The 24,241-nt window shown below is 51.0% G+C and carries 16 protein-coding genes; 12 read left to right on the top strand and 4 right to left on the bottom strand.

Annotation, left to right across the window (positions count from 1 at the left end; genetic code table 11):
• Positions 1-115: 115 nt before the first annotated feature.
• Entirely contained in the window at positions 116-2,572 is a 2,457-nt protein-coding gene (locus tag HBA55_RS03350; RefSeq protein ID WP_166987022.1) for a bacteriohemerythrin, read from the top strand.
• Here the strand turns inward: HBA55_RS03350 and araC are convergent.
• Positions 2,569-3,702: an arabinose operon transcriptional regulator AraC gene (gene araC, locus HBA55_RS03345; protein WP_166987019.1), complete on the bottom strand. Its 1,134-nt coding sequence runs from the start codon at positions 3,700-3,702 to the stop codon at positions 2,569-2,571. The genes HBA55_RS03350 and araC overlap by 4 nt on opposite strands.
• A 304-nt stretch (positions 3,703-4,006) precedes the next feature.
• On the opposite strand from araC, the gene HBA55_RS03340 reads away from it, so the two are divergent.
• From HBA55_RS03340 to HBA55_RS03315, 6 genes are all read left to right on the top strand, one after another.
• A complete protein-coding gene (locus HBA55_RS03340; protein WP_206019497.1) occupies positions 4,007-6,313 on the top strand; it encodes a glycoside hydrolase family 3 C-terminal domain-containing protein in 2,307 nt (768 codons plus the stop codon).
• Entirely contained in the window at positions 6,310-7,758 is a 1,449-nt protein-coding gene (locus tag HBA55_RS03335; protein WP_166987016.1) for a sulfatase family protein, read from the top strand. Before HBA55_RS03340 ends, HBA55_RS03335 begins: the two co-directional genes overlap by 4 nt.
• A gap of 9 nt (positions 7,759-7,767) precedes the next feature.
• Entirely contained in the window at positions 7,768-8,325 is a 558-nt protein-coding gene (locus HBA55_RS03330) for a hypothetical protein (RefSeq protein WP_166987013.1), read from the top strand.
• Positions 8,326-8,444: 119 nt separating this feature from the next.
• Complete coding sequence (locus HBA55_RS37740; protein ID WP_166987010.1) at positions 8,445-10,691, top strand: TonB-dependent receptor; 2,247 nt, start codon at positions 8,445-8,447, stop codon at positions 10,689-10,691.
• Between the two features lie 267 nt (positions 10,692-10,958).
• The gene (locus tag HBA55_RS03320; protein ID WP_166987007.1) at positions 10,959-12,527 is read left to right on the top strand and encodes a sulfatase family protein; all 1,569 of its coding nucleotides are present in this window, start codon (positions 10,959-10,961) and stop codon (positions 12,525-12,527) included.
• Positions 12,524-14,176 carry a sulfatase family protein gene (locus HBA55_RS03315; protein WP_166987004.1) on the top strand — a complete coding sequence of 551 codons (1,653 nt, stop codon included), beginning with the start codon at positions 12,524-12,526 and terminating at the stop codon, positions 14,174-14,176. The genes HBA55_RS03320 and HBA55_RS03315 overlap by 4 nt, the downstream gene beginning before the upstream one ends.
• 160 nt (positions 14,177-14,336) lie before the next feature.
• On the opposite strand, the gene HBA55_RS03310 is transcribed toward HBA55_RS03315, so the two are convergent.
• A complete protein-coding gene (locus tag HBA55_RS03310) occupies positions 14,337-14,825 on the bottom strand; it encodes a hypothetical protein (protein ID WP_166987001.1) in 489 nt (162 codons plus the stop codon).
• Positions 14,826-15,083: 258 nt separating this feature from the next.
• Between HBA55_RS03310 and HBA55_RS03305 the strand changes: the two genes are divergently transcribed.
• From HBA55_RS03305 to HBA55_RS03290, 4 genes are all read left to right on the top strand, one after another.
• Positions 15,084-16,106, top strand: coding sequence for an AraC family transcriptional regulator (locus tag HBA55_RS03305; protein WP_166986998.1), 1,023 nt, complete (start codon positions 15,084-15,086; stop codon positions 16,104-16,106).
• Between the two features lie 291 nt (positions 16,107-16,397).
• On the top strand, positions 16,398-17,735 hold the full coding sequence (locus HBA55_RS03300; RefSeq protein ID WP_166986995.1) for an NAD(P)/FAD-dependent oxidoreductase: 1,338 nt from the start codon (positions 16,398-16,400) through the stop codon (positions 17,733-17,735).
• Positions 17,736-17,796: 61 nt separating this feature from the next.
• A complete protein-coding gene (locus tag HBA55_RS03295; protein WP_166986992.1) occupies positions 17,797-18,705 on the top strand; it encodes a bile acid:sodium symporter family protein in 909 nt (302 codons plus the stop codon).
• A 239-nt stretch (positions 18,706-18,944) separates the two neighbouring features.
• Positions 18,945-21,548, top strand: a complete 2,604-nt coding sequence (locus HBA55_RS03290) for a TonB-dependent receptor (protein ID WP_206019496.1) — start codon at positions 18,945-18,947, stop codon at positions 21,546-21,548.
• A 131-nt stretch (positions 21,549-21,679) separates the two neighbouring features.
• Here HBA55_RS03290 and rrtA read toward each other — a convergent pair whose 3' ends face one another.
• The gene (gene rrtA / locus HBA55_RS03285) at positions 21,680-22,255 is read right to left on the bottom strand and encodes a rhombosortase (RefSeq protein WP_166986989.1); all 576 of its coding nucleotides are present in this window, start codon (positions 22,253-22,255) and stop codon (positions 21,680-21,682) included.
• Position 22,256: 1 nt separating this feature from the next.
• Positions 22,257-23,093: a rhombotarget lipoprotein gene (rhlP, locus tag HBA55_RS03280; RefSeq protein WP_166986986.1), complete on the bottom strand. Its 837-nt coding sequence runs from the start codon at positions 23,091-23,093 to the stop codon at positions 22,257-22,259.
• A 486-nt stretch (positions 23,094-23,579) separates the two neighbouring features.
• On the opposite strand from rhlP, the gene HBA55_RS03275 reads away from it, so the two are divergent.
• Complete coding sequence (locus HBA55_RS03275; protein ID WP_166986983.1) at positions 23,580-24,110, top strand: REP-associated tyrosine transposase; 531 nt, start codon at positions 23,580-23,582, stop codon at positions 24,108-24,110.
• Positions 24,111-24,241 lie beyond the last annotated feature (131 nt).

Raw genomic sequence — 24,241 nt, 5'->3', positions numbered from 1 at the left:
TCTCTTCTCCGGTGATCGAAGCTCTCGCTTATACTGGGCAAAGTCGCGGTCAAGCTGGACTGCGTCTACCTAATAAGGGGTGGGTCTGTACCCCTTCAGTGTAGGGGATTGCCCAATGCAAGCGCTATTCACACCAGCTATTCATCTGTCCAACCGGTTGAGTTTCAAACAGAAATTTGCATTGGTGTTTCTGTTATCAGCAGTGGCTCTGGCTTACTTTTTTATGGTTCTTGCCGCCGACAGATCACAGGTGATTGAACGCACCGACTATGAAATCAGCGCTTCGCGTTATATCGTCCCCTTGAGAAATCTGGTTGAGCATGTTGCCCAGACGCGCGGAATGACCAACGCCTACCTGAACGGTGCCAGTCAATTCGAGGCTAAAATTCAGTCTCGCCGCCAGATGGTCAACGAAGACTTTGACAGTCTGCTTCAAGTGGATCGGGAGTTGGGCGACGCTCTCAACACACAGGGTCTGCCCCTGGAACTTCAGGATCGTTGGGGTTCTATTACCGCCACAGCATTCAACCGTCCAGCCGCTGATGTTTTTGCCCGCTACACCCATCTGATTGCTGACATTATCGATCTGATGGACACCATCGGTCGTACGGGACGCATGAGGCAAGACCCCGACCCGGTAAACAGCTACATGATCAACAGCTTGCTCAGTACCCTGCCCAATCAGGTCGAAGCACTGGGAGTACTGAGGGGCAAGGGCTCAGGGGTACTGGCAGCCGATGAATTGACCACAGACAACAAGCTCAAAATCGCCAGCCTGGCAGATCAGCGTACCGCACTTAAGCTGAAGAAGGATATGCGCTACCTGTTTGCGGCTTCACCCCAATTGGAGGCAAGGCTGCGTGAACCTTACGAGTATGCAGAACGTCAACTCGATGGTTTCCTCAAACTCGCCAACACTGAAATCGTGCAGGCGAGCAGTGCCAATATGGATTCTACTCGTTTCTTTTCTACCGGTAGTGACGCCATCGGTTCGCTGTTGATATTGTTCGACAGCATTCAGCCCGCACTGGAACAGCGCATGGCCGATCAGGCACAGAAGGCTCGTGACAACATCAATTTCTATTTTGCCATGTTGTTCATAGTTGCCCTGGTTCTGATTTATATCTTTGTTGGCATTTACCTGGCCATCAAAAAGAATCTGATTCAGGTACAGTCATCGGCGGACGACATCTGTGATGGCAAGCTTGATACCCACATCGCCCTGAACACCCGCGACGAACTCAAGACCATTGCAGAGAGTTTTAACGAGATTTCCGACAGCATTCGCCGCTCCATCATGTCCATTAAAGACTCCAGTCTGGAGATCTCCCGGGTAGCGGAAGAAATCGCCAGCGAGAGTACAAACTCCGCCGCTGGAATGTCGGTGCAGGCCCAGGAGCTTTCTCAGGCTTCGAGTGCGGTTACCGAAATGACCGAATCGGTCAGAGAGGTGGCCAGAAACACCGAAGTGGCGTCGGTATCGGCGCAGCAAGCGACCAGTGAGGCCGACAACGGAAGCCAAGTGGTTCAGCAAACCATTACCGCGATCAATACACTGGCAAACAATGTCAACGAAGTGGTTGCCGTGGTTGAAACGCTGAAAGAAAACAGCGGCAATATTACCGGCATACTGGATGTGATTCGGGGTATTGCCGAGCAGACCAATTTACTCGCTTTGAATGCGGCCATTGAGGCCGCGCGGGCAGGCGAGCAAGGGCGCGGTTTTGCGGTTGTCGCCGATGAGGTTCGCACATTGGCCTCACGCACCCAAGACTCCACCCTGGAAATACAAAACATGATCGAGCTGATACAGGGTGGTATCAATGAAGTTTCCGCCGCCATGGGCGCCAGTAGTGATCACACGGCACAAGCGGTGGAGAATTCCCAGGCCGCCGGCCAGGCTTTGTCTACCATTGCCCAGTCGGTTTCCGAAATCAGCAACATGAGCTTGCAGATTGCTTCCGGTGCCGAGGAACAGTCCTATGCTTCGGAAGAGATTGCTCGCAGTGTTGTTACCATTGCCGGCGCATCGGATGACGCCTCACGCAGTTCACAGGTATTGGCGGAAAGCGGTTCCAGATTGTCGGCGATGGCCAAGGAGATGCGCCTGATTATTTCTGACTACCATGTCGACCGAGATCTGTTTAACAAAGAGGAAAGGGTCCTGCATCTGCTGCAATGGAACAGCAACTACGAACTGGGCATTGACGAATCCGATCGGCAACATAAAACCATGGTGGATATGATGAACAAGGTACACATCATGTCGGCTAAAGGGCGAGACAGCGCCGCCATTGCCAAATCGCTGGATAGCTTAATTCGATATACAGAAATTCACTTTGGTTGGGAAGAAAACCTGTTTGATTCCTACGACTACCCTAACTCCGATGAGCACAAATCCGAACACCGCAAACTGATTACCGAATTACGTGAACATCAAAAACGAATCGAGGTGGGAAGCAAGAGAGAAATCGACAAAGAACTGAAACAACTCAATGACTGGCTTATCAACCATATACACCACAGCGACAGCGGTTATGCCCGGCACCTGAAGGCGACAGGAAAGTTCTAGTCACTCAGTTGTTCCTGCATATGTGGCAGCCGTTTCTTGTTCCTGTACTCCATCGGGCTGCACCCCGTATGCTGGTTAAAACAACGGGAAAAATACAACGCATCGTTATACCCCACCATATCGGCGATACGACTGACGGGTTGATCGGTTTGCGTTAACAGCTGAGACGCCCGTGTCATGCGGTGTTCGTCGCGCCAGCGGACGATGGTGGTGCCGGTATGTTTCTTAAACAGTGAAGACAGGCGGGCGACAGAGAGCCCTACCTCACTGGCCAGCGAGTTAACGGAAAACGATTTATTAAAGTTGCGGGTAATATAATCCTTCGCCTGGAGAATACGTTTATCCACATTCGCGGGCCCACTGCGAGGGGCGAACTGCTGGCATCGGATCAGCATCTGCTCAAACAGATTGCTGCAAAGTCGTTCCGATAAATCCACATCTTCATATCTGGCCGTGAGAATATCGTCGAACAGAACTTTCAGCTTTTCATAGTCTGCCCCGGAACAACTGGCCCGATAAATGTTGGGTCCAACCTCTGGCCACTGCACCAAATCCAGCCAACTGTCCTCCAGCACAAAGTACACCCATTGGTGCTCCCAGGTTTCGCAGCTGTCGTCGCGGTGATAGTCATAGAGTGCATCCGGGGATAACAAGATCAGATCCCCCGGCCGGCTAACCACCTGCGAGCGGATACAGTTGTAGTGGCCACTGCCTTCGGTGGTCAGTTGCAGCGTCCAGCCCAATTTGACGTTGGGACGGCGGGTCACGTAATCGCTGACCGTGCCACGGGTACAACGGGTGATGCCCGGGGCAACCCGCCGCTTGAGTTGTGGCTCGACATCCTCCAGCCCTTCATAGAGTTCGGTGACAAAGTGAATGGCCTGCTCATCAGAAATGTTTCCGGGTCGGGTGAAGTGTTCCTCCCAGCGAGCGGTCACAGGGCTGAGCTTGGGTTGTTGCCCAATGGGTGAAATGATGGTGTCGGGCAGATCAGCGGTCAAGGAGTAAAAGGGGCTACCCTTATGATCTCCCCATACCAGTCGGATGCAGAAAATAAACTCGTCCCTGGAGACCGCTTGTTCATTGATCAGGCGCCAGTATATGTTGGCGGCTGTTTGCAGGTCTGTCATGTCCACAACGATTCCCAAGCTATTGTGTCGTTTTAGGTCTCTTTCTAGTCTAGTGCCAGAGCGTCCATACTTTCATACCGCTTTTATAATAACAAGGCCTCTGGTTATGCGTTGCTGACATATGCAACGTAATAAATTTCTCCATGTACTCGTGATTTTCCTGCATTCATTAAATCCCCCCGGATTGTGACAATAACCTCAATGATTGGCGAACTATAGATGCCCACTTGAATCAGGCTATTGAGGAACACAAGACATGACCGGCTACCGACCACGGACCAAAGCAATCGCGATGGGAGTTCTTATGGCAGTAACTCAAATGACCCATGCGGAGGTCTCTGAAGAGAAAATTGAGCGGCTGCTGTCGGCCATGACACTGGAAGAAAAAGCGTCACTCACCTCCGGCGCCTCCATGTGGACGACCAAACCGATTGAACGTCTGCAGGTTCCCTCCATCACCATGACCGACGGCCCGCACGGGGTGCGCAAGTCCAGAAGTGGCCAGTTTGGCGATGCCGAACCCGCCACCTGCTACCCCCCGGCGGTAACCCTGGCATCCACCTGGAACACCGAACTGGCCCACGAGGTTGGAGTGGCCCTGGGTAAAGAATCTCAGGCCCAGGACGTGCAGATCCTGTTGGGCCCCGGCACCAACATCAAGCGCTCCCCCTTGGGTGGCCGTAACTTCGAGTATTTTTCAGAGGATCCCATCCTCTCCGGTAAATTCTCAAGCGCCTATATTCAAGGGGTTCAGTCCCAGGGCGTGGGGGTGTCGCTCAAGCACTATGCGGTCAACGACCAGGAACACGAGCGCATGACCATCAGCGCCGAAGTAAGCCCCAGGGCCCTGCACGAAATCTACCTGCGCCCCTTTGAAATGGCCGTGCGCGAAGCCCAGCCGACCACACTGATGAGCGCCTACAACCGCATCAATGGTACCTATGCCTCCAACAGTGAGTACCTGCTTAACGATGTCCTGCGCGAGCAGTGGGGCTTTGAGGGTATGGTCATCACCGACTGGGGCGCGGTGGATGACCGTATACAGGGGATTCGGGCTCGCCTGCATCTGCAGATGCCGGCGGACGGGGGTATCAACGACCGCAAGATCGTCGAGGCAGTAAATCGCGGTGAACTGCCCGAGTCCGAACTGAACGATGTGGTTCGGGACCTGCTCAAAATCACTCTGGACCTGGAGGAGGCCAGCGGTCGCTACCAGGGCTACGATCAGGACGAGCACCATGAACTGGCCTATCGTGTTGCCTCAGAAGGTACGGTTTTGCTCAAAAACAACAATGCCATCCTGCCGCTGACCAAGCGCGATAAGGTGGCCGTGGTGGGTAACTTTGCCAAAGTGCCCCGATACCAAGGGGCCGGCAGCTCTCTGGTGACACCAACGCGGGTAGATAATCTTATTGACCATCTGGATGCCAGTTTTGCTCCGGGCTATGACCTGATGGGCCGAACCACCCCGGAGCTGATTGAGCAGGCCCGTCAGCAGGCGAAGTCAGCCGACAAGGTTGTGGTGGTGCTGGGCCTGACCTTCCTGGAGGAATCAGAGGGCTTTGATCGCCGCACCTATGGCATAGCGCCGGGTCATCGAGCGCTGCTGGAAGAAATGATTGCGGTCAATCCCAATATTGTGGTGGTACTGCAAAACGGCTCTCCGGTGTCCATGCCCTGGCTGGATCGCGTCGATGGCGTGGTAGAAGCCTACCTGGGTGGACAGGCCGGTGGCAGGGCACTGGCCGACATCCTGACCGGCAAAGTAAATCCGTCCGGCAAGTTGGCAGAAACCTTTCCCAAGCGCATCGAAGATAACCCCACCTACATTGCCTGGGCCGGGGAAGAGGGCAAGACCTACTATAATGAGGGAGTATTCGTAGGCTATCGCTACTACGACAAAAAGCGCATAGAGCCTCAATTTCCGTTTGGTTACGGGCTGTCCTACAGCACCTTCACCTTTGAAGATCTGATCCTCAGCCAGGAACAGATTACCGAGGAAGAACAGGTCACTGTGGGGGTTACGGTCAAGAATACCGGTAAGGTCGCAGGGCACGAAGTGGTGCAGCTGTATGTCAGCGACGAAGCCTCATCGGTGGGTCGCCCGGAAAAGGAGCTGAAGCACTTTAAGAAAGTTTTCCTGCAGCCCGGGGAGGAAAAGCAAGTGACGTTTGAACTCTCGAATCGAGACTTTGCGTTCTACAGCGCTCGCCATAAAGAGTGGGTGACGGAATCGGGTAAGTTTTCCATCCGCGTGGGTAACTCTTCGCGTCATCTGCCGCTGGAGGATCATTTGTCACTGAATGTGATCGATCCGCCCAAGGCAAGATTTACCCGCTATTCCCTGGTCAAGGAAGTACAGACCCATCCAATCGGCATGAAGATCATTGATGACATGATTCGAAATCTCGCGGGTGACTTTGTGAAAAAATCGCCAAGTAACAGTGAAAAAACCGAGCTCTCAGGCGTGCAGGAGGTCCAGAACATGAAGGTAGGGCTAACCATGAAAGCACTGATCCTGGATATGCCCATCAAGAACATCGTTCAATTCTCGAAAGGGCAGGTTAGCGAGGACGACCTCAACCAAATCCTGGCGGTACTCAACCAATGAGAAAAACGGTTTCGTTTTTAACCATGCTCAGCCTGTTGTGCTGGGCATGGGCTAGCACGTCGGCTGAGGGTGAACTGACGCCGAAACCCAAACGTTTGCCCAATATCGTCTTTATCCTGGCGGATGACCACCGCTGGGATTTCCTCGGCGCCATGGGGCACCCGTTTGTGGAAACCCCCAATATCGATCGTATTGCCAAAGAAGGGGTGTTGTTCGAAAACGCCTTTGTCACCTCATCGCTTTGCAGCCCTTCGCGAGCCAGTTTTCTTACCGGGCAATACCCCGAACAGCACGGGGTGAAGAACAACTTTACCCCCTGGGACAACGCCAATATCACCTATTTCGAATACCTCAAACAGGCCGGTTACCACACGGCCTTTATTGGCAAATGGCATATGCCGGGAGCGATACCCAGGCTCAGGGGCATGGATTTATTCGTGACCTTTGATCATATGGGCGGGCAGGGTGCCTACTACAACACGCCTTATATTGTGAACGGCAAGGCGCTCAAGGCTGGAGAGACTCCCGTGCCTGGCGCAAAAGTCAATGGCTATATCACCGACGACCTGACCAACTTTGCCATGCAATATGTAGAGGACAATCAAGACAAACCGTTTGCGCTCTATCTCTCCCACAAGGCCGTGCACTTATCGATGCAGCCGGACGAAGAGGCCGCGGGGCGCTACGATGACCAAGAGATCAGATTACCCTCTGAGGCTGATTCCTGGTTAGCGCTGGCCGATGGCAATTTCAAGCATTTTCTATGGAGTTCACTGGAAGAGAAAATCAAAGACTACGCCGAGACGGCGACGGCTATGGACCAGCAAATTGGCCGCTTGATGGACAAGCTCGACGAGCTGGGTCTGGCCGAGAATACCCTGCTGATCTACGCCGCTGATAATGGTTACATGTGGGGCGAACACCGTTTGATAGATAAACGCTGGGCCTACGAGGAATCCATGCGGGTGCCCTTTGTGGTGCGATACCCCGGAGCCGGTTATCGGCCGGGTCAACGTTCCAGTGAAATGATCCTGAATCTGGATCTGGCGCCTACCTTGCTGGACGTCGCGGGTCTCAAGATTCCCGGTCATATGCAGGGTAAGAGTGTGTTGCCATTATTACAGTCCAGAGAATCAGGAGACCAAAAGCTACCGGGTGAATTCCGTGACGCCTGGATGTACCGTTACTTCGAAGACTTTCCCTACCCGGTACCCGCGCAGACTGCCCTAAGAACCCAGCGCTATAAACTGATTGACTATGAGAGGGGTAAACGCGATGAGCTATTCGATCTGCAAAGCGATCCCAGGGAGCAGCACAACTTGATCGACGATCCCGCGCACGCCGCGGTGCAAGCCAGGCTACGACAGCAGCTCCAGCTTCAGCAGCAGCAAGCGGCGCAAACTCATACTCGCCAGGCACCTGCTGCCGTGGCTTCAGTGGAGTAAAGACCAGACATGCACATGCTTAACACGTTGATTCAACCGCAATGGCGCACGGCCATGGTCTTGCTGGTGACGGCCATTGTAATGACGCTGGTTTACGACTTTGGCCTGGCCCTGCCTGTCATCTTGAGAAATACCGCTGGTGTGATTCTGTTCGGCTGCATTATTCTCGGTGCAGGTGTTTCCTATATCGGCGCCAGAATGAAGGGCAGTTCTCCCCTGCAAGCGACCAAAATTGGTCTGCTCTTGCCAGTGCTCTGGCATCTGAAGGAGATCTGGATGGCGGGTCAGATTTTCGGTTTGGCTGCGGGTATATATGCCGGTTTGCAAGGGTTTTATCTGTTTTATTATGCACTTATGTTTTTAGTCATGGGCGCGGCGCATCTGTGCTGTGAATTGTATTATCTTCTAGGTAACAAAGAGCAATCCTGCTCCTGGGGAGTCAGTGGTTATTTCCTGTTGCCGATGCTATTACTCTGCGCTCTGGAGTGGCTAGGCTGGATGCTCACCGGCCTCGATATCTTTATGTTTCAGGGTTTTTTGCAGGGTTACCGTTTTTTATTTACGTAGGATCGGAGGGTTTAATAATCTCCATATCCTCAATTTTTTTCTCCATTCGAAGTGTCGGGCCAAGCTGATAGTGTAGAACACTAGAAGTTATCAATAATCAAGCCCAAAGAGAGAGTTCCATGAACATAATCAAAAAGTCTCAACTTGCGATTTCAGTGGCGGCGGCGACAGCCATTTCCGGTTTGTGCCTGGTTGCGAATACTCATGCCGCTGACGATTTCGCCCTGGAAGAAATAGTGGTTACCGCACAGAAACGTGCTGAGAGCGTCCAGGATATCGCAGCATCCATTTCCGCCATCAGCGGTGATCAACTGGATGAAAGAGGCATCACTGACACAGAATCTCTGATGGCCTCAATCCCCGGCATGCATTTCTCACAGTCCGGCGCTAACTCGCGTATTACCGTGCGGGGTATAGGTACCGAGCAAACCACCGTGACAGGTGACCCGGGTGTGGCTTTTCATATTGATGGCGTCTACCAGGCTCGTGCCAGTGCGGGCTCTCAATTGTTCTACGACCTGGAGCGAGTGGAGGTCTTAAGAGGTCCCCAGGGAACACTGTATGGTCGTAACGCCACTGGCGGTTCTGTCAACCTGATTTCAAAGCGCCCGGAAGATGCCCTGGGTGGTAAAGTGGAGCTTCAGATCGGCGACTACAACCAGCGTCGCGTCAGAGGCGTGTTGAATACGCCGTTGATTGAAGACCAACTGTTACTGCGCATCAGTGGTCAACGGGAAACCCGCGACGGTTACTATGAAAACCTGACTCCGGGAGCCGACGATCTGGAAGATCGCGACGGCCTCAATATTCGCACGCAGTTGTTGTATCTGCCAACCGAAGACCTCGAAATCCTGTTAAGTGTAAACTATTCCACCGAGAAGGGCGCCGGTGAGGGCAACAAGGCATTGGGTGACTATCCGATGCCGACGGGCTTCAACAAGTTTATGAACCTGTACTATCCGACAGCGACCCCAAATCCTGAAGATCCCTGGGAAGTGCGTACCAATGGCATTGCTGACCGAGACAATGAACGCAAAGGCACCTCCCTGACCTTGGACTGGAACCTGGGTGCCGTGGCGCTCAAGTCGATCACCGCCTGGCAGGAGAACACCATTGATTCAATCGCCGATGGAGACTTCTCGGACGCCGATATCCTCAACGAAAACCGCTATCAAAGCAGCAAGCAATATTCACAGGAATTGCAACTGAGTTCGACCGACGCAGGAGATTGGGAGTGGGTTGCGGGTCTCTATTGGCTGAGCGAAGAATCCGACGTGGACTATTGGCTGAACGACCAAGGTGCGGGGTTGAGCTCTCTTCGACATCCGGTGTTTCCTGTGCATATTTTTCCATCCATCGATGTGGGGCTGTCACAGCCCACCTACTTTGGTAACGCCAGTCGCATAGAAAGCGATTCCATCGGCGTTTTCGGTCAGGCTTCTTACCACCTGACCGAGGATCTGAAGCTCACAGGCGGCCTCCGTTACAGTAAAGATGAAAAGTATGCTGAAATTTCCCGCAAGGAATTTGCCAGCCCTGTACTGGAGACCTTTGAGAAAGAAGACAGCTGGAGCAGCGTGACCTGGAAGCTGGGTGTCGACTGGCAGGTGGCCGAGGACAATATGGTCTATGCATCGGTCTCCACCGGTTTTAAGTCCGGGGGCTTTCTGCAAATCAACAACGGCGAATCCTACGACGAAGAAGAGATTCTGGCGTGGGAAGTCGGTTCCAAAAACCGCTTCTTTGACAATAAACTGCAGGCCAACGTCAGTGCCTATTACTATGAATACACAGACATGCAGCTGCGCACCATTCGCGATCTGGCCAGTATTGTGACCAATGCCGGTGAGGCAGAAATCAAAGGCGTCGAGCTGGAACTTCTTGCACGGCCCACTCAAAACCTGGAACTGAATGCCGCTCTGGCCTGGACCAGCGCCAAGTTCGACGAGTACTTCGACGATGATCCCCTGGACAATATTCCCCGCAGCACGCCGCTGGATCTCGCCGGTAATGATCTGGCGCGCTCGCCGGACTTTACCGCCAACCTGGGGGCAGCTTACACCTGGATGATTCCCTGGGGCACACTAACCACCAGCGTTAACTACTACTGGTCAGATGAAGTCTTCTTCAGTGCCTATAACCGGGAAGATCGGGATTTTCAGGACAGTTACCACAAAACCGACGTCAGTCTGACCTTTAACAGCGCCGATGAACTCTGGTACGCCACCCTGGCCTTCCAGAATCTGGAAAATGCAGAAGTGGCCAGCAATATTAACGTGGCCGATGCCAGCCTGGGAGGAGTTGATCGTGTCCAGTGGCAGGCACCGTCAACCTACCGCTTGAGCGTGGGTTATCACTTTCAATAGAACCAGTTTGGAGTGAAGGCACGGCACTTGATAAAGGGATATTCGACTATCCTGATAACAGGAGCCGTGCGCTGGTACATCCGAATGGTTCACATCCAAAAACGGGTGTTTTTGGACAGACCTATGGTCTACTTTGGTATGCCAGGAAATTCTCAGCGTAGCGTAGGCGTAGGGTGGATTAGCCGCAGGCGTAATCCACCGTTGAATGGCACCTTGGCGTGACAAAGTAGAACTGATTACCTGATACAACCGGAGTTGCGACGTTTTATGGTATTGCGTGAATTGGTTTTGCAGCTACAGAAGACAACAGGCTTTTTACTGATCGCGTTGTTTACTACTATTGTTCACAGCGCGGGAATGACTGCGTCTTCGCAGACTCACCTGGCCTCCAGCCGCCCCAACATCATCGTCATTTTCGCCGATGACCTGGGTTACGGCGATATCGGCAGTTACGGTTCCAAAACCATCAAGACTCCCAATATTGATCGCATGGCGGCCCAGGGCGCCAAGTTCGATCAGTTTTATTCGGCCTCTCCGGTTTGTACCCCTTCCCGTGCGGCACTACTGACCGGGCGCTATCCCATCCGCCAGGGCATTCACGAAGTTTTTTACCCGGAAAGCTTTCAGGGCATGGACCCCGAAGAGGTGACCATTGCCGAAATGTTGAAAGACGTGGGTTATGTAACCGGGTTAGTGGGTAAATGGCACCTTGGCCACCACGACCAATACATGCCCTGGAACCAGGGCTTTGATGAGTTCTTCGGCGTTCCCTACAGCAATGATATGGGTGGGCTTTATTATTTTCGTGATCGCAAAGTCACCTATAAGGATATTGACCAGCGTTATATGACGCGAACCTACACCGAAGAGGCGCTGAAATTTATCGACAAACATCGCCAACAACCTTTCTTTTTGTACCTCGCTCACAATATGCCCCATGTGCCGCTGTACGCGTCTCCGGAGTTTGAAGGAAAATCAAAAGGCGGTCTCTACGGCGACGTTGTTGAAGAGTTGGATTGGAGTGTGGGCGAAGTACTGTCCAAACTGGAGTCCTTGGGGCTGGCGCAAAACACACTGGTGATCTTTACCAGCGACAACGGCCCTTGGTTATTGATGGGTGATCACGGTGGTTCCGCCGGTGAGCTGCGCATGGGCAAACAATACACTTTTGAGGGGGGCATGCGCGTACCCACTGTTGCCTATTGGCCGGGCACCATCGCCGGCCAAACCCGGCCGGCGGGCATGGCCACCATGATGGACTGGCTCCCAACCTTTGCCAGACTCAGCGGAGCCAGTGTGCCCAGTGATCGAGTGATCGACGGCAAGGACATCACCGGATTACTGACCGGCAATGGCGAACGGGAAGCACAGGAGCTGTTCTACTATATGAAAGGTGAACTGCGAGCTTATCGCAGCGGCGAATGGAAACTGAAATTGCCCTTTAAGGGCATGGTTGGCTGGTTGTCGGTGTTTAATTCAGGCTTGTCCCGCGGTCACGATATGCTGTTGTTTAACCTGAAGAAGGACCCGCAGGAACGCAATAATCTCGCCGAGGATAACCCGCAACGGGTTGAACAAATGCTGGCCGAAATTAGAGAGTTTAAAGCCTCTTTGGGCGTGCTGCCGGAGGCCAAAGTCACCGGCAAAAATATGGACCGAGGCCCCTACATTCAGTTGTTGATTTCCATAGTTATTAAATCAGTCTTTACCTTTCTTGTGTTGATCCTGATGTTGTGGGGAGTGCTACGATGGAGAAAGTCCATCCGACGCCCCGAGAAACATCAATCAAGACAAAGCCATGGAGAGACAAACTCTATGTTGAGAGGCGAAGTATGAAGTACTGGTTGATGGTCGCAATGATCGCGCTGCCTTTAGTAGCAGCGGCAGATGAACGGCCCAACTTTCTCCTGTTGATGGCTGAAGACCTCGGCCCAAGAATCGGCGCCTTCGGCGATAACGTGGCGGTGACGCCCAATATCGACCGCCTGGCGCAGCAAGGCGTGCGCTACCTAAACACCTATACCGCTGCGGGTGTTTGTGCTCCCAGTCGTGCGGCGATTATTTCCGGTATGCACCAGGAAAGTATCGGCGCCCAGCACATGCGCTCCTATTCAGAAGGCCCGGCAAAGTACTACGCCGTGCCACCACCACAGGTTAAGGCGTTTCCAGAGTTGTTAAGAGCACGGGGTTACTACACCTTCAATCGCCGCAAACTCGATTATCAGTTCAGTCATGTGCGTTCCGGCAGTGGTCCGTTTTCTCTGTGGGATTCCGATTCCGGAGGTAACGTGCAATTTGAAAAACTCCCTTCTGACCAGCCCTTTTTTGGATACGTGAACTTTCTCGGTACACACGAGAGCGGCATATTCGCGAAGGACGCCTTCCCTAAGAGTATTGCTCAGCTCTATACACAACTAAAACAGATTTCCATCCACTGGGACACTGAAGACCAGGTGTTACCTCAGCAGGTGGACGTACCCCCTTACTACCCCGACACGCCTAAAGTGCGCAAGGACATTGCCCGACAGTACAACAACCTGATCACAGTGGATCGGCAGGTGGGCGAGGTCCTCGCACAACTGGAAAAAAGCGGCCTGGCCGACAATACCATCGTGATCTGGACCACGGATCACGGTGACGGATTACCCAGAGCCAAGAGAGAGCTTTACGACTCTGGCATCAAGGTACCCATGGTGATTCGTTGGCCGGAGAAATACCGCCCTCAGGGTGTTGCACCGGGAGGCGTTGACGAACGCATGATCAGCCTGGTGGACCTGGCGCCCACATTACTGACATTAGCGGGAGTGTCTGTTCCCGACTATGTTCACGGTCAACCCTTTGCCGGAGCCTCCTCGGTTGAGCCGCGCGAATATATTTTCGCGGCGCGGGATCGAATCGGTGGCTTTGCCGACCGTCAACGAGCCGTGAGGGACCAGCGCTTTAAATACATCCGCAGCTATAACTTGCAGCCTGGTGGTTTCCATCTGGCCTATCGCGACAACATAGGCACCATGCAGGAACTCTGGCGCCTGCTGGAAGCGGGGCAACTCAACGAGGTTCAGCGGCAGTGGTTTCAGCCACGGTCTGAGGAGATGTTGTTTGATACCCGGGAAGACCCCCACGAGATCAACAACCTGGCGAACGACCCCAAATACACCGCCGAGCTGGAAAGATTGCGTTCAGCTTATGAAAAGCATCGTGCCCGTGTACCCGACCTCAGCGACGATGACGAGACCCAGCTGGCACAGCGCTCCTGGCCGGATGAAATTCAACCGGTGACCCAGGCACCTGAGTTTCGTGTGTTGGGTGAGCGTGTGAGCCTCATCAGTGCGACAGAAGGTGCTTCTATTGGTTATCGGACAAACGGTGGCGATTGGCAGCTTTATACCGGGCCGCTGCGGTTGAAAGACGATGAAAAGTTGGAGGGCAAAGCGGTGCGCTACGGTTGGAAAGAAAGCGAGGTGGCGGAGCTGCAGGTTCGATAACCTGCCCTGCTGTATCGGGTACCGTGACTGGGTTGGCAACGTCTCTGTTGTGCCATGCGCTTCCTATCTGTATTAGGTGGATGGTAAGCCGGATGCACAAAGCTTTGAGAACTATCTGGCATCCAATAACAACGTCATTGAGTAAGCCTTTCAAATTCAATTAGTTCTTCATTCTTAGAAGTAGCATCTTTGCCAGTCCAACCAGTGCCAATAAAAAACCAAGGTGATATATCATCTCTTTAACTGGAGTGGTATAAGCCTTAATCGCGAGTAAGTCTGCCGTATCTGTTAAGGCCAGTACCTGAATAACCCCCTCGGAAAGATCAATTGGGATTGCAAAGAGCGGAATAACAGCAAGGTACAAGGCGTACTTTCCGAAGGCATTTAAGGTCGCGCTGGCGAAGAGTCCGGCAGCAGCGCAAGGAAGTATTACATCCAGTGTTGCTGTAAACCAAATATGGCCTTGGTTCTGCTCCGGGCTTAGTTTTCCTAGTAGGGTTCGGGCGGCATTGGGATCACTGATGCCGTCAAGAAGCTCTAACCCCCAATATGATACCGCCCACTTAGAAATAGCGATCAGTGGAACTGTAACAAAAATCAGAAGTTTCAAGAAGCGAGGTTGTTTCAGCTGTTCTAGCAATACTGTCATAATTTCGAATGGCGTCCGTCGGATAATATTTTGTAAGCGGAAAGTCGGTTAAAGCATTGAGAACATTCTTAATCAATGTGAGATAAGTTCATGAATTTTCCCACTTTAAGCTCGCTTCAACGGTGAAAACTCAACTCTAGAACAACTATCTTATCGGAAAGAGCCTATCCCTGCTTTGCATATCGAGCCTGAAAATTGATAATATGTGTCACGCCGAGTTGACAGCCATCCAGTTGGTTTTCCGGGAGGAATTCACTTATGCGAAGTCGCCATAATCCGTTGCAAAAACCAAACATACGCCGTTTCCACTTGGCGCTGCAGCGCATGGCAGTCGATACCGATTCGCTGTATGCCGAGCTGGGGCTTGATCCACAACTGATGGATACAGATGGTGCCAGTATCAGCCTGCTTAAGCACTGTCAGATGATGGAGCGAGCCGCTGAGATCAGCAACAATCGCTTTTTAGGGTTAACTCTCGGGCTCGACAGTCGCAACAGCGAACTGGGAGTCTTGAGCTATATGTTAAGTAACGCCTCCAATATCGAGGGGGCTCTGGACCTACTGCAACGCTATGTGGCATTGATTGCTCCAGGATCGGCTATTTCTCTGCTGGAGGAAGAGGATACCTGTGTTGTTACCTTTAAGATTAAGGATGTTCCGCCATCGCTGTGTCCTCAGTCTGTTGAAATGACACTTGCTCAATATGTGCTTATGTTTCGCACCGTATTGAATGACAACGCCTGGCAGCCCACTCGGATCTACTTCGAGCATTCAGTCCCTGATGAAGATGATTTACAAAGCTTTCCTTTAAAAGGAGAGTTAATTTTCGGTCATTACTTTAGTGGCGTAGGCTTTCCCAAAGAGCTGAAGGAGTACGCCAACAACGATTTTGACCCCCAACTTTTAGCGCTTCTCGAATCTCAAGTCCTGCAATCCACAGAAACGCTGTTAAACAGTGATTCTCTGCTGGATCGTATTAGACTACTGATTTCTTCAAATTTGGGCAATGTGGAAGTGACTGCGGACACTGTGGCGACGGAGCTTGGTATGAGTCGGCGTACATTGCATCGGCGGCTGAGTGAAAGTGGTACTACGTTCAACGTTTTGCGTGAAGATATTGTTATCAACGTCGCCAAGAAAAGCCTCTCTAAAACATCGGTCAGCATTACTGAGTTGGCCGCAAAATTGGGTTACTCTGATACCAGTGCCTTTGATCGGGCGTTTAAGCGTTTGGTCGGCGAGACACCGCTAAAATACCGTAAGAAACATAGGCAAGTTTAAGAGCTGAGTGCGGAAAACCCCTGCTTCATTTTCAATCTGTATTTTCATTAATGCCGGCTCGAATCTACTCGGGATAGATGCTTGCGCAGCCAGATTGACACAAAATGCCAATTATCAGGCTCAATCTACAAATTAGTCATTATCCATCTGCGATAGTATTTCCTCTTAAGTTCAATACACGGCAAGGCTTTTTGGGCTGGCACCGAGCTCCAAGCGCGTAAACACTGGAGGTACTTAACCAACGGTGAGATGGGCGTCGACAAAAGCTATCAACGATTGAGGGAGATGCCTATGACTATATCACGTCGAAACTTTTTGATCGGTACCGGTACAGCAGCGCTGGTAGCCCCAGGAATTGCTGGTATGGCACGTGGCAGGGATATGGTCGAGTTCGGAAGTCAGCGAGAACCGAGCCTATGGTCTTCCGAGATTACTGCGTTGCCTTCACAGCCCCAATATCAGGGAAATCGCAGTGTTGACCTTGCCGTAGTCGGTGGTGGATTCACCGGGTTGGCTTGCGCTTACTATGCGAAGCGTTTACGTCCTGATTGGTCAGTGGTGGTATTGGATTCCCACAAGCTTGGATCGGGCGCGAGTTCTCGAAACTCCGGGGCGGTTGCACCGCGTTATGTAGGGATAGATGATCCCGATATGCCCCATCGAGGGCTGAAAAGACTCCAAAGTTTCATCGAAACCGAGCAGGTGGACTGTGAGTTCTTACCGGCTACTAACCTCCGTGTGTTGCCTACAAAGAGTGAAGGTGACCAAGCTCGCGTGTCACTTTTGCCTGGTGAGAGCTGGATTGCACCGGAAGAACTTCGAGATAGAGCCGGAACTTCCTATTATGCTGGCGGAGCTGTAGAGGATGCAAAGAACTATAAAGTTCATCCAGCAAAACTCGTTGAGGGGCACATTAAAGCCGCATTACGAATGGGGGTGGAACTTTATGAAGATTCACCGGTACTCGATATAAAAAGTGCAAAGCCAGCTCTACTCTCTACCCCGGGAGGGGAGATGGTGGCAAAAAATGTGTGTATTGCAACGAATGCATATACGCCTCGCCTCGGGTTCCTTAATTACAAAATGTTTCCGCTGCATCAATATACCTTTGCTACTCGTAAACTGCGCGCGACTGAAGTTCAGAAACTTGGGTTAGACCGTTGGGATATTCGCTTTGAGGACGTCATGTTGCCCGTAACTTTTCGGTTAATGCCAACCGGTCATTTCTTCGTTCGTATGGTACTCGGCTACGCCAGCCATAATTCGTGTGATTGGCAGGATGTAGAGGGCGCAAAGCGTCTTGCCATGCGCCTCTTCGAGCAACGCTACCCGGACATTGCGGATATAGGTCTGGTCCATGGTTGGCACGGTGTAACTGGGCACACACCATTATTGCAGCCTATTGCCGGTCCCATTGGCGATGGAAATATCCATGTGAGTGTGGCTTACAATGGATTGGGAATCATGCCAGGCCACAATAATGGCTATCTCACCGCTTGTAATATTGTCGGTCACGCCGATCAGGACCTTCGATATCTCACCGGTGACAAAGGGCTTATGCCCTTTCCTGGAGATTTCTACCGCAGCCTGATGTTGAAACCCTTTATGAGTCTTATGACTCCTGTGTGAGTTGGGGTGTAGGAAAAGAAGCAGTGAATAGGGTTTTGGTCGAGGCTAGGGAATAACACGAATGGCTGAGTTCTATATAAATCATGAATATTGGTTTGCCGTGTTTCAGCTGGTATCTGCAATGTTGGGGATGGGCGCCACTTTAAAACCGAGCGACTTTAAGGAGGTGGTGTTTGAACCTTTTTCGGTGTCAGTGGGTACCGTGATTCAACTGGTTCTGATGCCTGTATTGGCATTTTGCTTTATCGCCTTAATCGACCCGGCTGCGGGTGTGGCGGTAGGCATCGCAATTATTGCGGCCATACCTGGCGGCACAAGCTCCAATATTTTTACCCATTACGCGCAGGGCAATGTAGCACTTTCTATCAGCATTACCGCGATAACGACCTTAGCCTGCCTTATGTCTACACCGCTTATTCTGGGTTTATTGATAGCGTCCTACATGCCACCCGATTTTGTTATGCCCACGGCAAAGATAATGAAGGAGATTGCTTTTAACCTTTTGTTGCCGCTGACTATTGGGATGGTCGTCCTGCGCGTATCGCCTCTTTATGCTCGATACCTATCTACTTGGTGCATTCGTGGGTCAGTTCTCGGTCTGATATTGATTTTTATAGGATCATCATTGGCTGGTCGTCTTGATATCGACCAGTTTGGTTTGGGTAACATCGCCATAGTGTCCTTATTCATTGCCGCTATTGTACTACTCGGCTGCTCAGTGCCCCGGGTTCTCGGCCTGTCGCGTCCTGACTCAACTGCCATTGAAATGGAAGTAATCATACGCAGTGTCAACCTGGGTATTATGCTGAAGGTGTCATTGTTCCCGGTGGAATCCGGTCAGGACAATACACTGGGGGATATGGTGCTGTTTTCTTTATTACTATACGGTGCTATTCAGTTATTGCTGGGTCTTGTTTTAATTCCATTACGAAAGCCTGCTGTATCTGCCCTCAGAAAACAGAGCAATTAGCAACTTCCAGCCATCGCTCAGGATTAAAAGGTGGGAATCTGTCATATGACTTGTCTTGGCACAAAATGTCTTTTAATTGGCCCTGCTTGCCAAGATTGGCAGACCGCAACACGTTAACATAGAGACGCGCAGATAGGGCACAGAAAGCGATACCTGAGCCGATGTGTTCTTCATTTCCGGCGTAGCCCTGAGAAAATCAAAGTCGCTGAATATTAACAATGACTATCTGGAGAAGAGAGATGAATTCAACAAAATACGGTTCTAGCGCTCGGTATAAAACAATGCCTTTTCGCGGGTTAAAAACATCCCTTTCACTAATGACCGTTGCAGTTTGTATCGCCAGCGTCGGAACAAGTGCACAGGATGTCGATATCTTTCCATTAGAGGAAATAGTAGTTACCGCACAGAAGCGGGAGCAGAGTTTGCAGGATGTTCCCATCGCAGTATCAGCCTTTAGTGGCGAGCAGCTGGAAGAGGCAGTGATCAAAGATCTCTTTGATTTGAAAAACGGTGTTCCCGGTTTGGAGTCTATACAGGAGCAAAATGCAACATCCTCTAGCTTCCGAATTCGTGGTATTGGCACATCGGGCCAGAACTTTGGCCTCGAATCGGCTGTTGGTATGTACGTCGACGGCGTATACCGTGCACGCCAAAGTGCAATGATTGGCGAAATGATCGACATTGAAGCAGTGGAAGTTCTGCGTGGCCCACAAGGTACGCTATTTGGCAAAAACACATCGGCCGGTGCCATTCACTTCCGTACTCGCGAAGCCGGCCACGAGACTGATGGGTTCGTGTCAGTAACAGCAGGTAATTACGGTCAGTTAAACGCATCTGCGGCCGTTAACTTGTCCCTTTTGGAGGATGTATTAGCCGTACGCGGTACCGTATTTAGCAGTGATCGTGAAGGCCTGTTTGATGTTAAGGGTTTCGGCAGCGAAGTATTGAATGATCGTGCTCGAGAAGGTACACGTTTACAAGCGCTGTTTACGCCAAATGATGCGCTGAGCGTACGCGTAATTGCAGACTACTCCGTTATTGATGAGAAGTGCTGCGGTGTAGCCTCTTCAAATGATACCCTGGCTGTTGCCCCCGGTCAGGTCAGTACTGATACTATCATTCAAGATTTAGGAGGGACGGTCTTCACTGGCGATAACACCGGTTCATTTGAAACCGCTTTGAATTTTGTACCTGTGTCTAAATCTCGTGATCGTGGTGTATCTGCAGAAGTTGAATGGGATCCAGTTGACGGGTACACACTGACGTCCTTAACGTCTTACCGAAAGTTTAATTCCTTCACTAATGGCGATGTGGATTTTACTGACCTTGATTTGTTTACCAAGGTTGAAGACGCGGAGTCGACAACTTTTTCGCAAGAGCTTCGCATCGATTATGTTAGCGATAACATGAATGCTGTGGTGGGAGCCTACTATTTTCAGCAAAATTTGGATCTTGATAGTGCTACCTCAGCAGGTCAAAACTTCAATGACTTTTTGTTGACCCGTGAAGGTATCAACGAGGTCATACCGGGTTTTAATACTTTTTTGGGGGCGGAACAGGCGCTCAGACTGGGAAACGGCACTTTGGAGGGCGCGTCTCCCTTAATGGATGCCTACAATGGTCGCATGACAGCGTCGCATAGTGCGAAACAGGAGCACGAAAGCTGGGCTATCTTTGGTCAGTTCGACTACAGGCTGACTGATGATTTGACCATAACCGCAGGTATTCGTTATACCAACGAAGACAAAAGGATGAACACGGTATTTTCCGAGTCCTATGCGCCCACTCCGGTGTATAGTATGGATGAATTCGTTACTGTGGCTACCGCTGTCGGAACGGCAGGTTTTCTTAATTCTAACGTAGATCTCGCTACTGCTATTGGCTATCTTGATGCTGCGATTACTGCTAGTCCATCCGCGTTCACCGCTTTCTCTCACCCCGGTTGGGGACAGTATTTGGCGGCCACCTTTACTCCACGTAGTGACATTAATGCGAAGTTGTCCGACGAGCAGGTTACCGGCTCAATTAAGTTGAGCTGGTTGGTCGATGAAGACACAATGATTTATGTCTCCTATGGAACTGGATATAAGTCAGGTGGCACAAATACTGACCGAATTGCTCAGGGTTTCAATCCCGTATTTGAGGCCGAGACGGCAGAGGCCTTTGAGGTAGGAATAAAGAGTGAATTCACCGAGCAGGCACTGCGTATTAATGCAGCATTACACTACACCACTATTGAGGATTTTCAAACCAATACGTTTGTAGGGACAGGGTTCTTACTGCAAAATGCCGGAGAACTGGAAAGCTATGGTGGTGAACTGGAATTTTTCTGGGTGCCTGCACATAATACCGAGGTCAGCCTGGGCTATGCGTATACCCATGCAGAGTATGCTGAGCTGAAAGAGGGGGGCTGCTGGTCGGCGACGCCAGTCTTTACGGGTCAACCAGATCCCAGCGTCAATCCTGATGGTAAGTCGTGTGACCGTTCCGGAGATCAAATATCATTGACGCCCGAGCATGCCGCCAATCTGGGTATTAAAAAGAATTTCGGTTTGTCTGATGGTGTCGAAGCTTACGTTTACGGTGAGTACACTTTTATCTCGGGTATAATTCTGGGTAACGACAATGACCCACTGAAGGCAGAAAAGGACTACGGTACCGTGAACCTGCGTACTGGGATTGATTTTGTTGAAAGTGGTTTGACCGTAACTCTGTGGGGGCGCAACGTGCTGGATGAGGAGTACAGAGGCAGTACCTTTAATGCTCCTGAGCAAAATGGTAAGCTCTTGACCGCCGCCGGTGAACCACGGACCTATGGTTTGACTCTGAACAAACGCTTCTAATTCTGTCGTTACATTCCCTGCAAAAATGCCAGCGATGTGCCGGCGTCTCTGCAGGGAATTGCTTGGTGTATGCTGAGTGACGATATTCCCAAAGGATTTTAGATAGTGAAACTTGAGCTGGTATTTCACGCCTATTTTGGTGTTTTTCGGCTTTGTTGGTGGTTCACAAAGCCGCATCCCGCCAGTGTCCCCGCCAACACGCCCAAAAAGTGAGATTCAGTCACAACCCGCATATTCCCTACCATGTATTGATCACCCAGGTAAACGCTAAGCGTCTCTATGGTCACCTTCGCCCAAACCGCCACCAGGGCGAATCTAAACAGACGGTTTTTTTCACGCCAGAAGCGAACTCCATAGTATGCGACCAATGCGTGCAGTAAGCCGGAAAGACCGTTGTACCAATCGAGAATCGGGTACAGCAGTAACAGTAATCCGAGACTGAACGCCAGGGCCGTTGTTGCCCGATAAAATTCACTCGTAGTGCCAATCGGAGAGAGGCAGATATACAGCACCAGCGCCGCCAATAGATTAAGCCACATATGCGCATTATTGGTGTGCACGAAGTGACAGGTCAACAGTCTCCATAATTCTCCAGACAGTATCAGTTGGCGATCGAACTCCAGTAGCGGCTGATACGACTGTACGACGATCATTCCGACAGCAACGACAATGATCGGTACTAATTTTGTGCGTGAAGTGGTCGCCATATCAGCGCGATCTCGTCAGTCTCGCTAAGACCAGCCCCAATAACAGCAGGATCGATGGCCAACCCACTCCACCTCCACCGCCGTAGCCGGTTCTGCGGGTGACCCTTACACTGTCGTCGTTCTTGACGCTGTCCTTGAATCGGATGAGTTCCGCCTTCAGATTGTCGGACATGTCTGCCATTGCCAGTTCAAAGCCTTTTTCTCTCGTGGCACGATTGACTTCTCTGGCCTCAATCAGGGTGGAGGATTGAGAGGTCTCGCTAACGCCGGGCGCGCGGAACAGCATTTTCTTGGAATTGACGTCGAATACGGCGGTGTCAACGAAAGTCGTGGCTCGATTCTGATTTCCTTTGATTAGGTAAGCACCGGCGATGGTCCAATACAATAGAGCACTCTTCTTTTCTGAACTGGTTGCCACTTGATCGTAGGACACCAACGCCACAACATCCAGGCTATAGAGTCGGGCAATCTGGCCAACACCTTCAAAACCTTTGGATGAGCGCATGTAGGTTTCTGGAACAATCTTTATCTCTTTTACATAGTCAAGGTCAACAAACTCTTGTTTTACCGACTCCAATAAACGTATTTTTTGTGCTTCCGGTAATACGCTATATCTACTCTTGTGCGAGGGCACAAAGGCAAGACCTACCGTTAGAGGCAAGTGAAGATGCGGCGTAATATTCTGGTGATCGGGCGGGATTTCGCCATTGGGGTAAAGGTAATCAACCAAGCTGCTGGACACACCTCTGCGCCCCTCGGGTCCAAATAAGGAGGAACATGAGCTGATGAGTAATACCACAATAGCATATAGACAGATTCGGGGGGCTATGTTGTTCATTGCGGCTCCTTGATGAGTTCACTAAATGACATCAAAGACGGCAGTCTTAAGATGTACCATCGGCGATAGAGCATACGACAGGAACAGCAGGTGTCCATCGGGTCTGATAAAGTATTGCGAGGCGCACCTTTTGGGAGCAGAGGATGATGCTGAGCACATCAATCAATATTGAGATTCCAATCCCGAGCAATCGTTAAGAGTCAGCCACCTATAGATTTAATATCTGATATACCGTAACAAGAGCGGCCATTCAGAAACATCTTTTAGCCAGTTGATTTTCGAAACTTGAGAAGTTCTGACGTTCGCGGGAACCAACGCTTTCAGCCATGAGCCGACATAAAATTCATGCTTTTGCCTTAGTTTGGAGAATGGCAGCTGAGGTATACTTAGCTGTCTGAACAGCAAACGTTCTGAAATCGCGTAGGGTGGATTAGCGAAGCGTAATCCACCAAAAAACTCTATAGCAGCGACAAAAGGAATTGTTATATGCCAAACTACAAGAGATTCCGTGTCTCTGGTGGAAGCTATTTCTTCACGGTTAACCTAAAGAACAGAAATAAAAATCTGTTGGTAGAAAATATTGATGTCCTGAGAGAGGCCGTAAGAGAAATTCGCACCCGTTACCCCTTCAAAATTGACGCATGCGTTATCTTGCCGGATCACTTCCATTGTGTTTGGACGCTTCCTGAAGGTGATTCTGATTTTTCCTTGAGATTGCGCTTGCTAAAAACAGCGTTCTCAAAGACTGTACCTAAAACCCGGTCAAGCTCCTTTATTCGTAATGGTCGCAAAGAAGCAGGTATCTGGCAGCGGCGTTTTTGGGAGCACGGGATTCGGGATCAATCAGACTTCAATGCCCACATTGATTATGTGCATATCAATCCTGTAAAGCATGGATTGGTTTCTCGGGTAAAGGATTGGCCTTATTCAACATTTCATCGGTACGTAGAGGAAGGCGTCTTGCCAATTGATTGGGGTGGAGATGTAGAGATGGACATCGGAGCAGCCGGAGAGTGATTGGTGGATTACGCTTCGCTAATCCACCCTACACACTACTGCTCCTGGCTTCGCTGTGAACGACGGCTCTGCGGTATAAAACGGTGGGTCATTTTCTGAATGCGGGATGTAGTTTTCCGATGAATAGAGGT

It is taken from the genome of Pseudomaricurvus alkylphenolicus (assembly GCF_011683955.1).
Classification (GTDB): Bacteria; Pseudomonadota; Gammaproteobacteria; order Pseudomonadales; family Cellvibrionaceae; genus Pseudomaricurvus; species Pseudomaricurvus alkylphenolicus.
The sequence above is the reverse complement of the archived record's forward strand: the minus strand, read 5'-3'. Positions and strand labels throughout refer to the sequence as shown.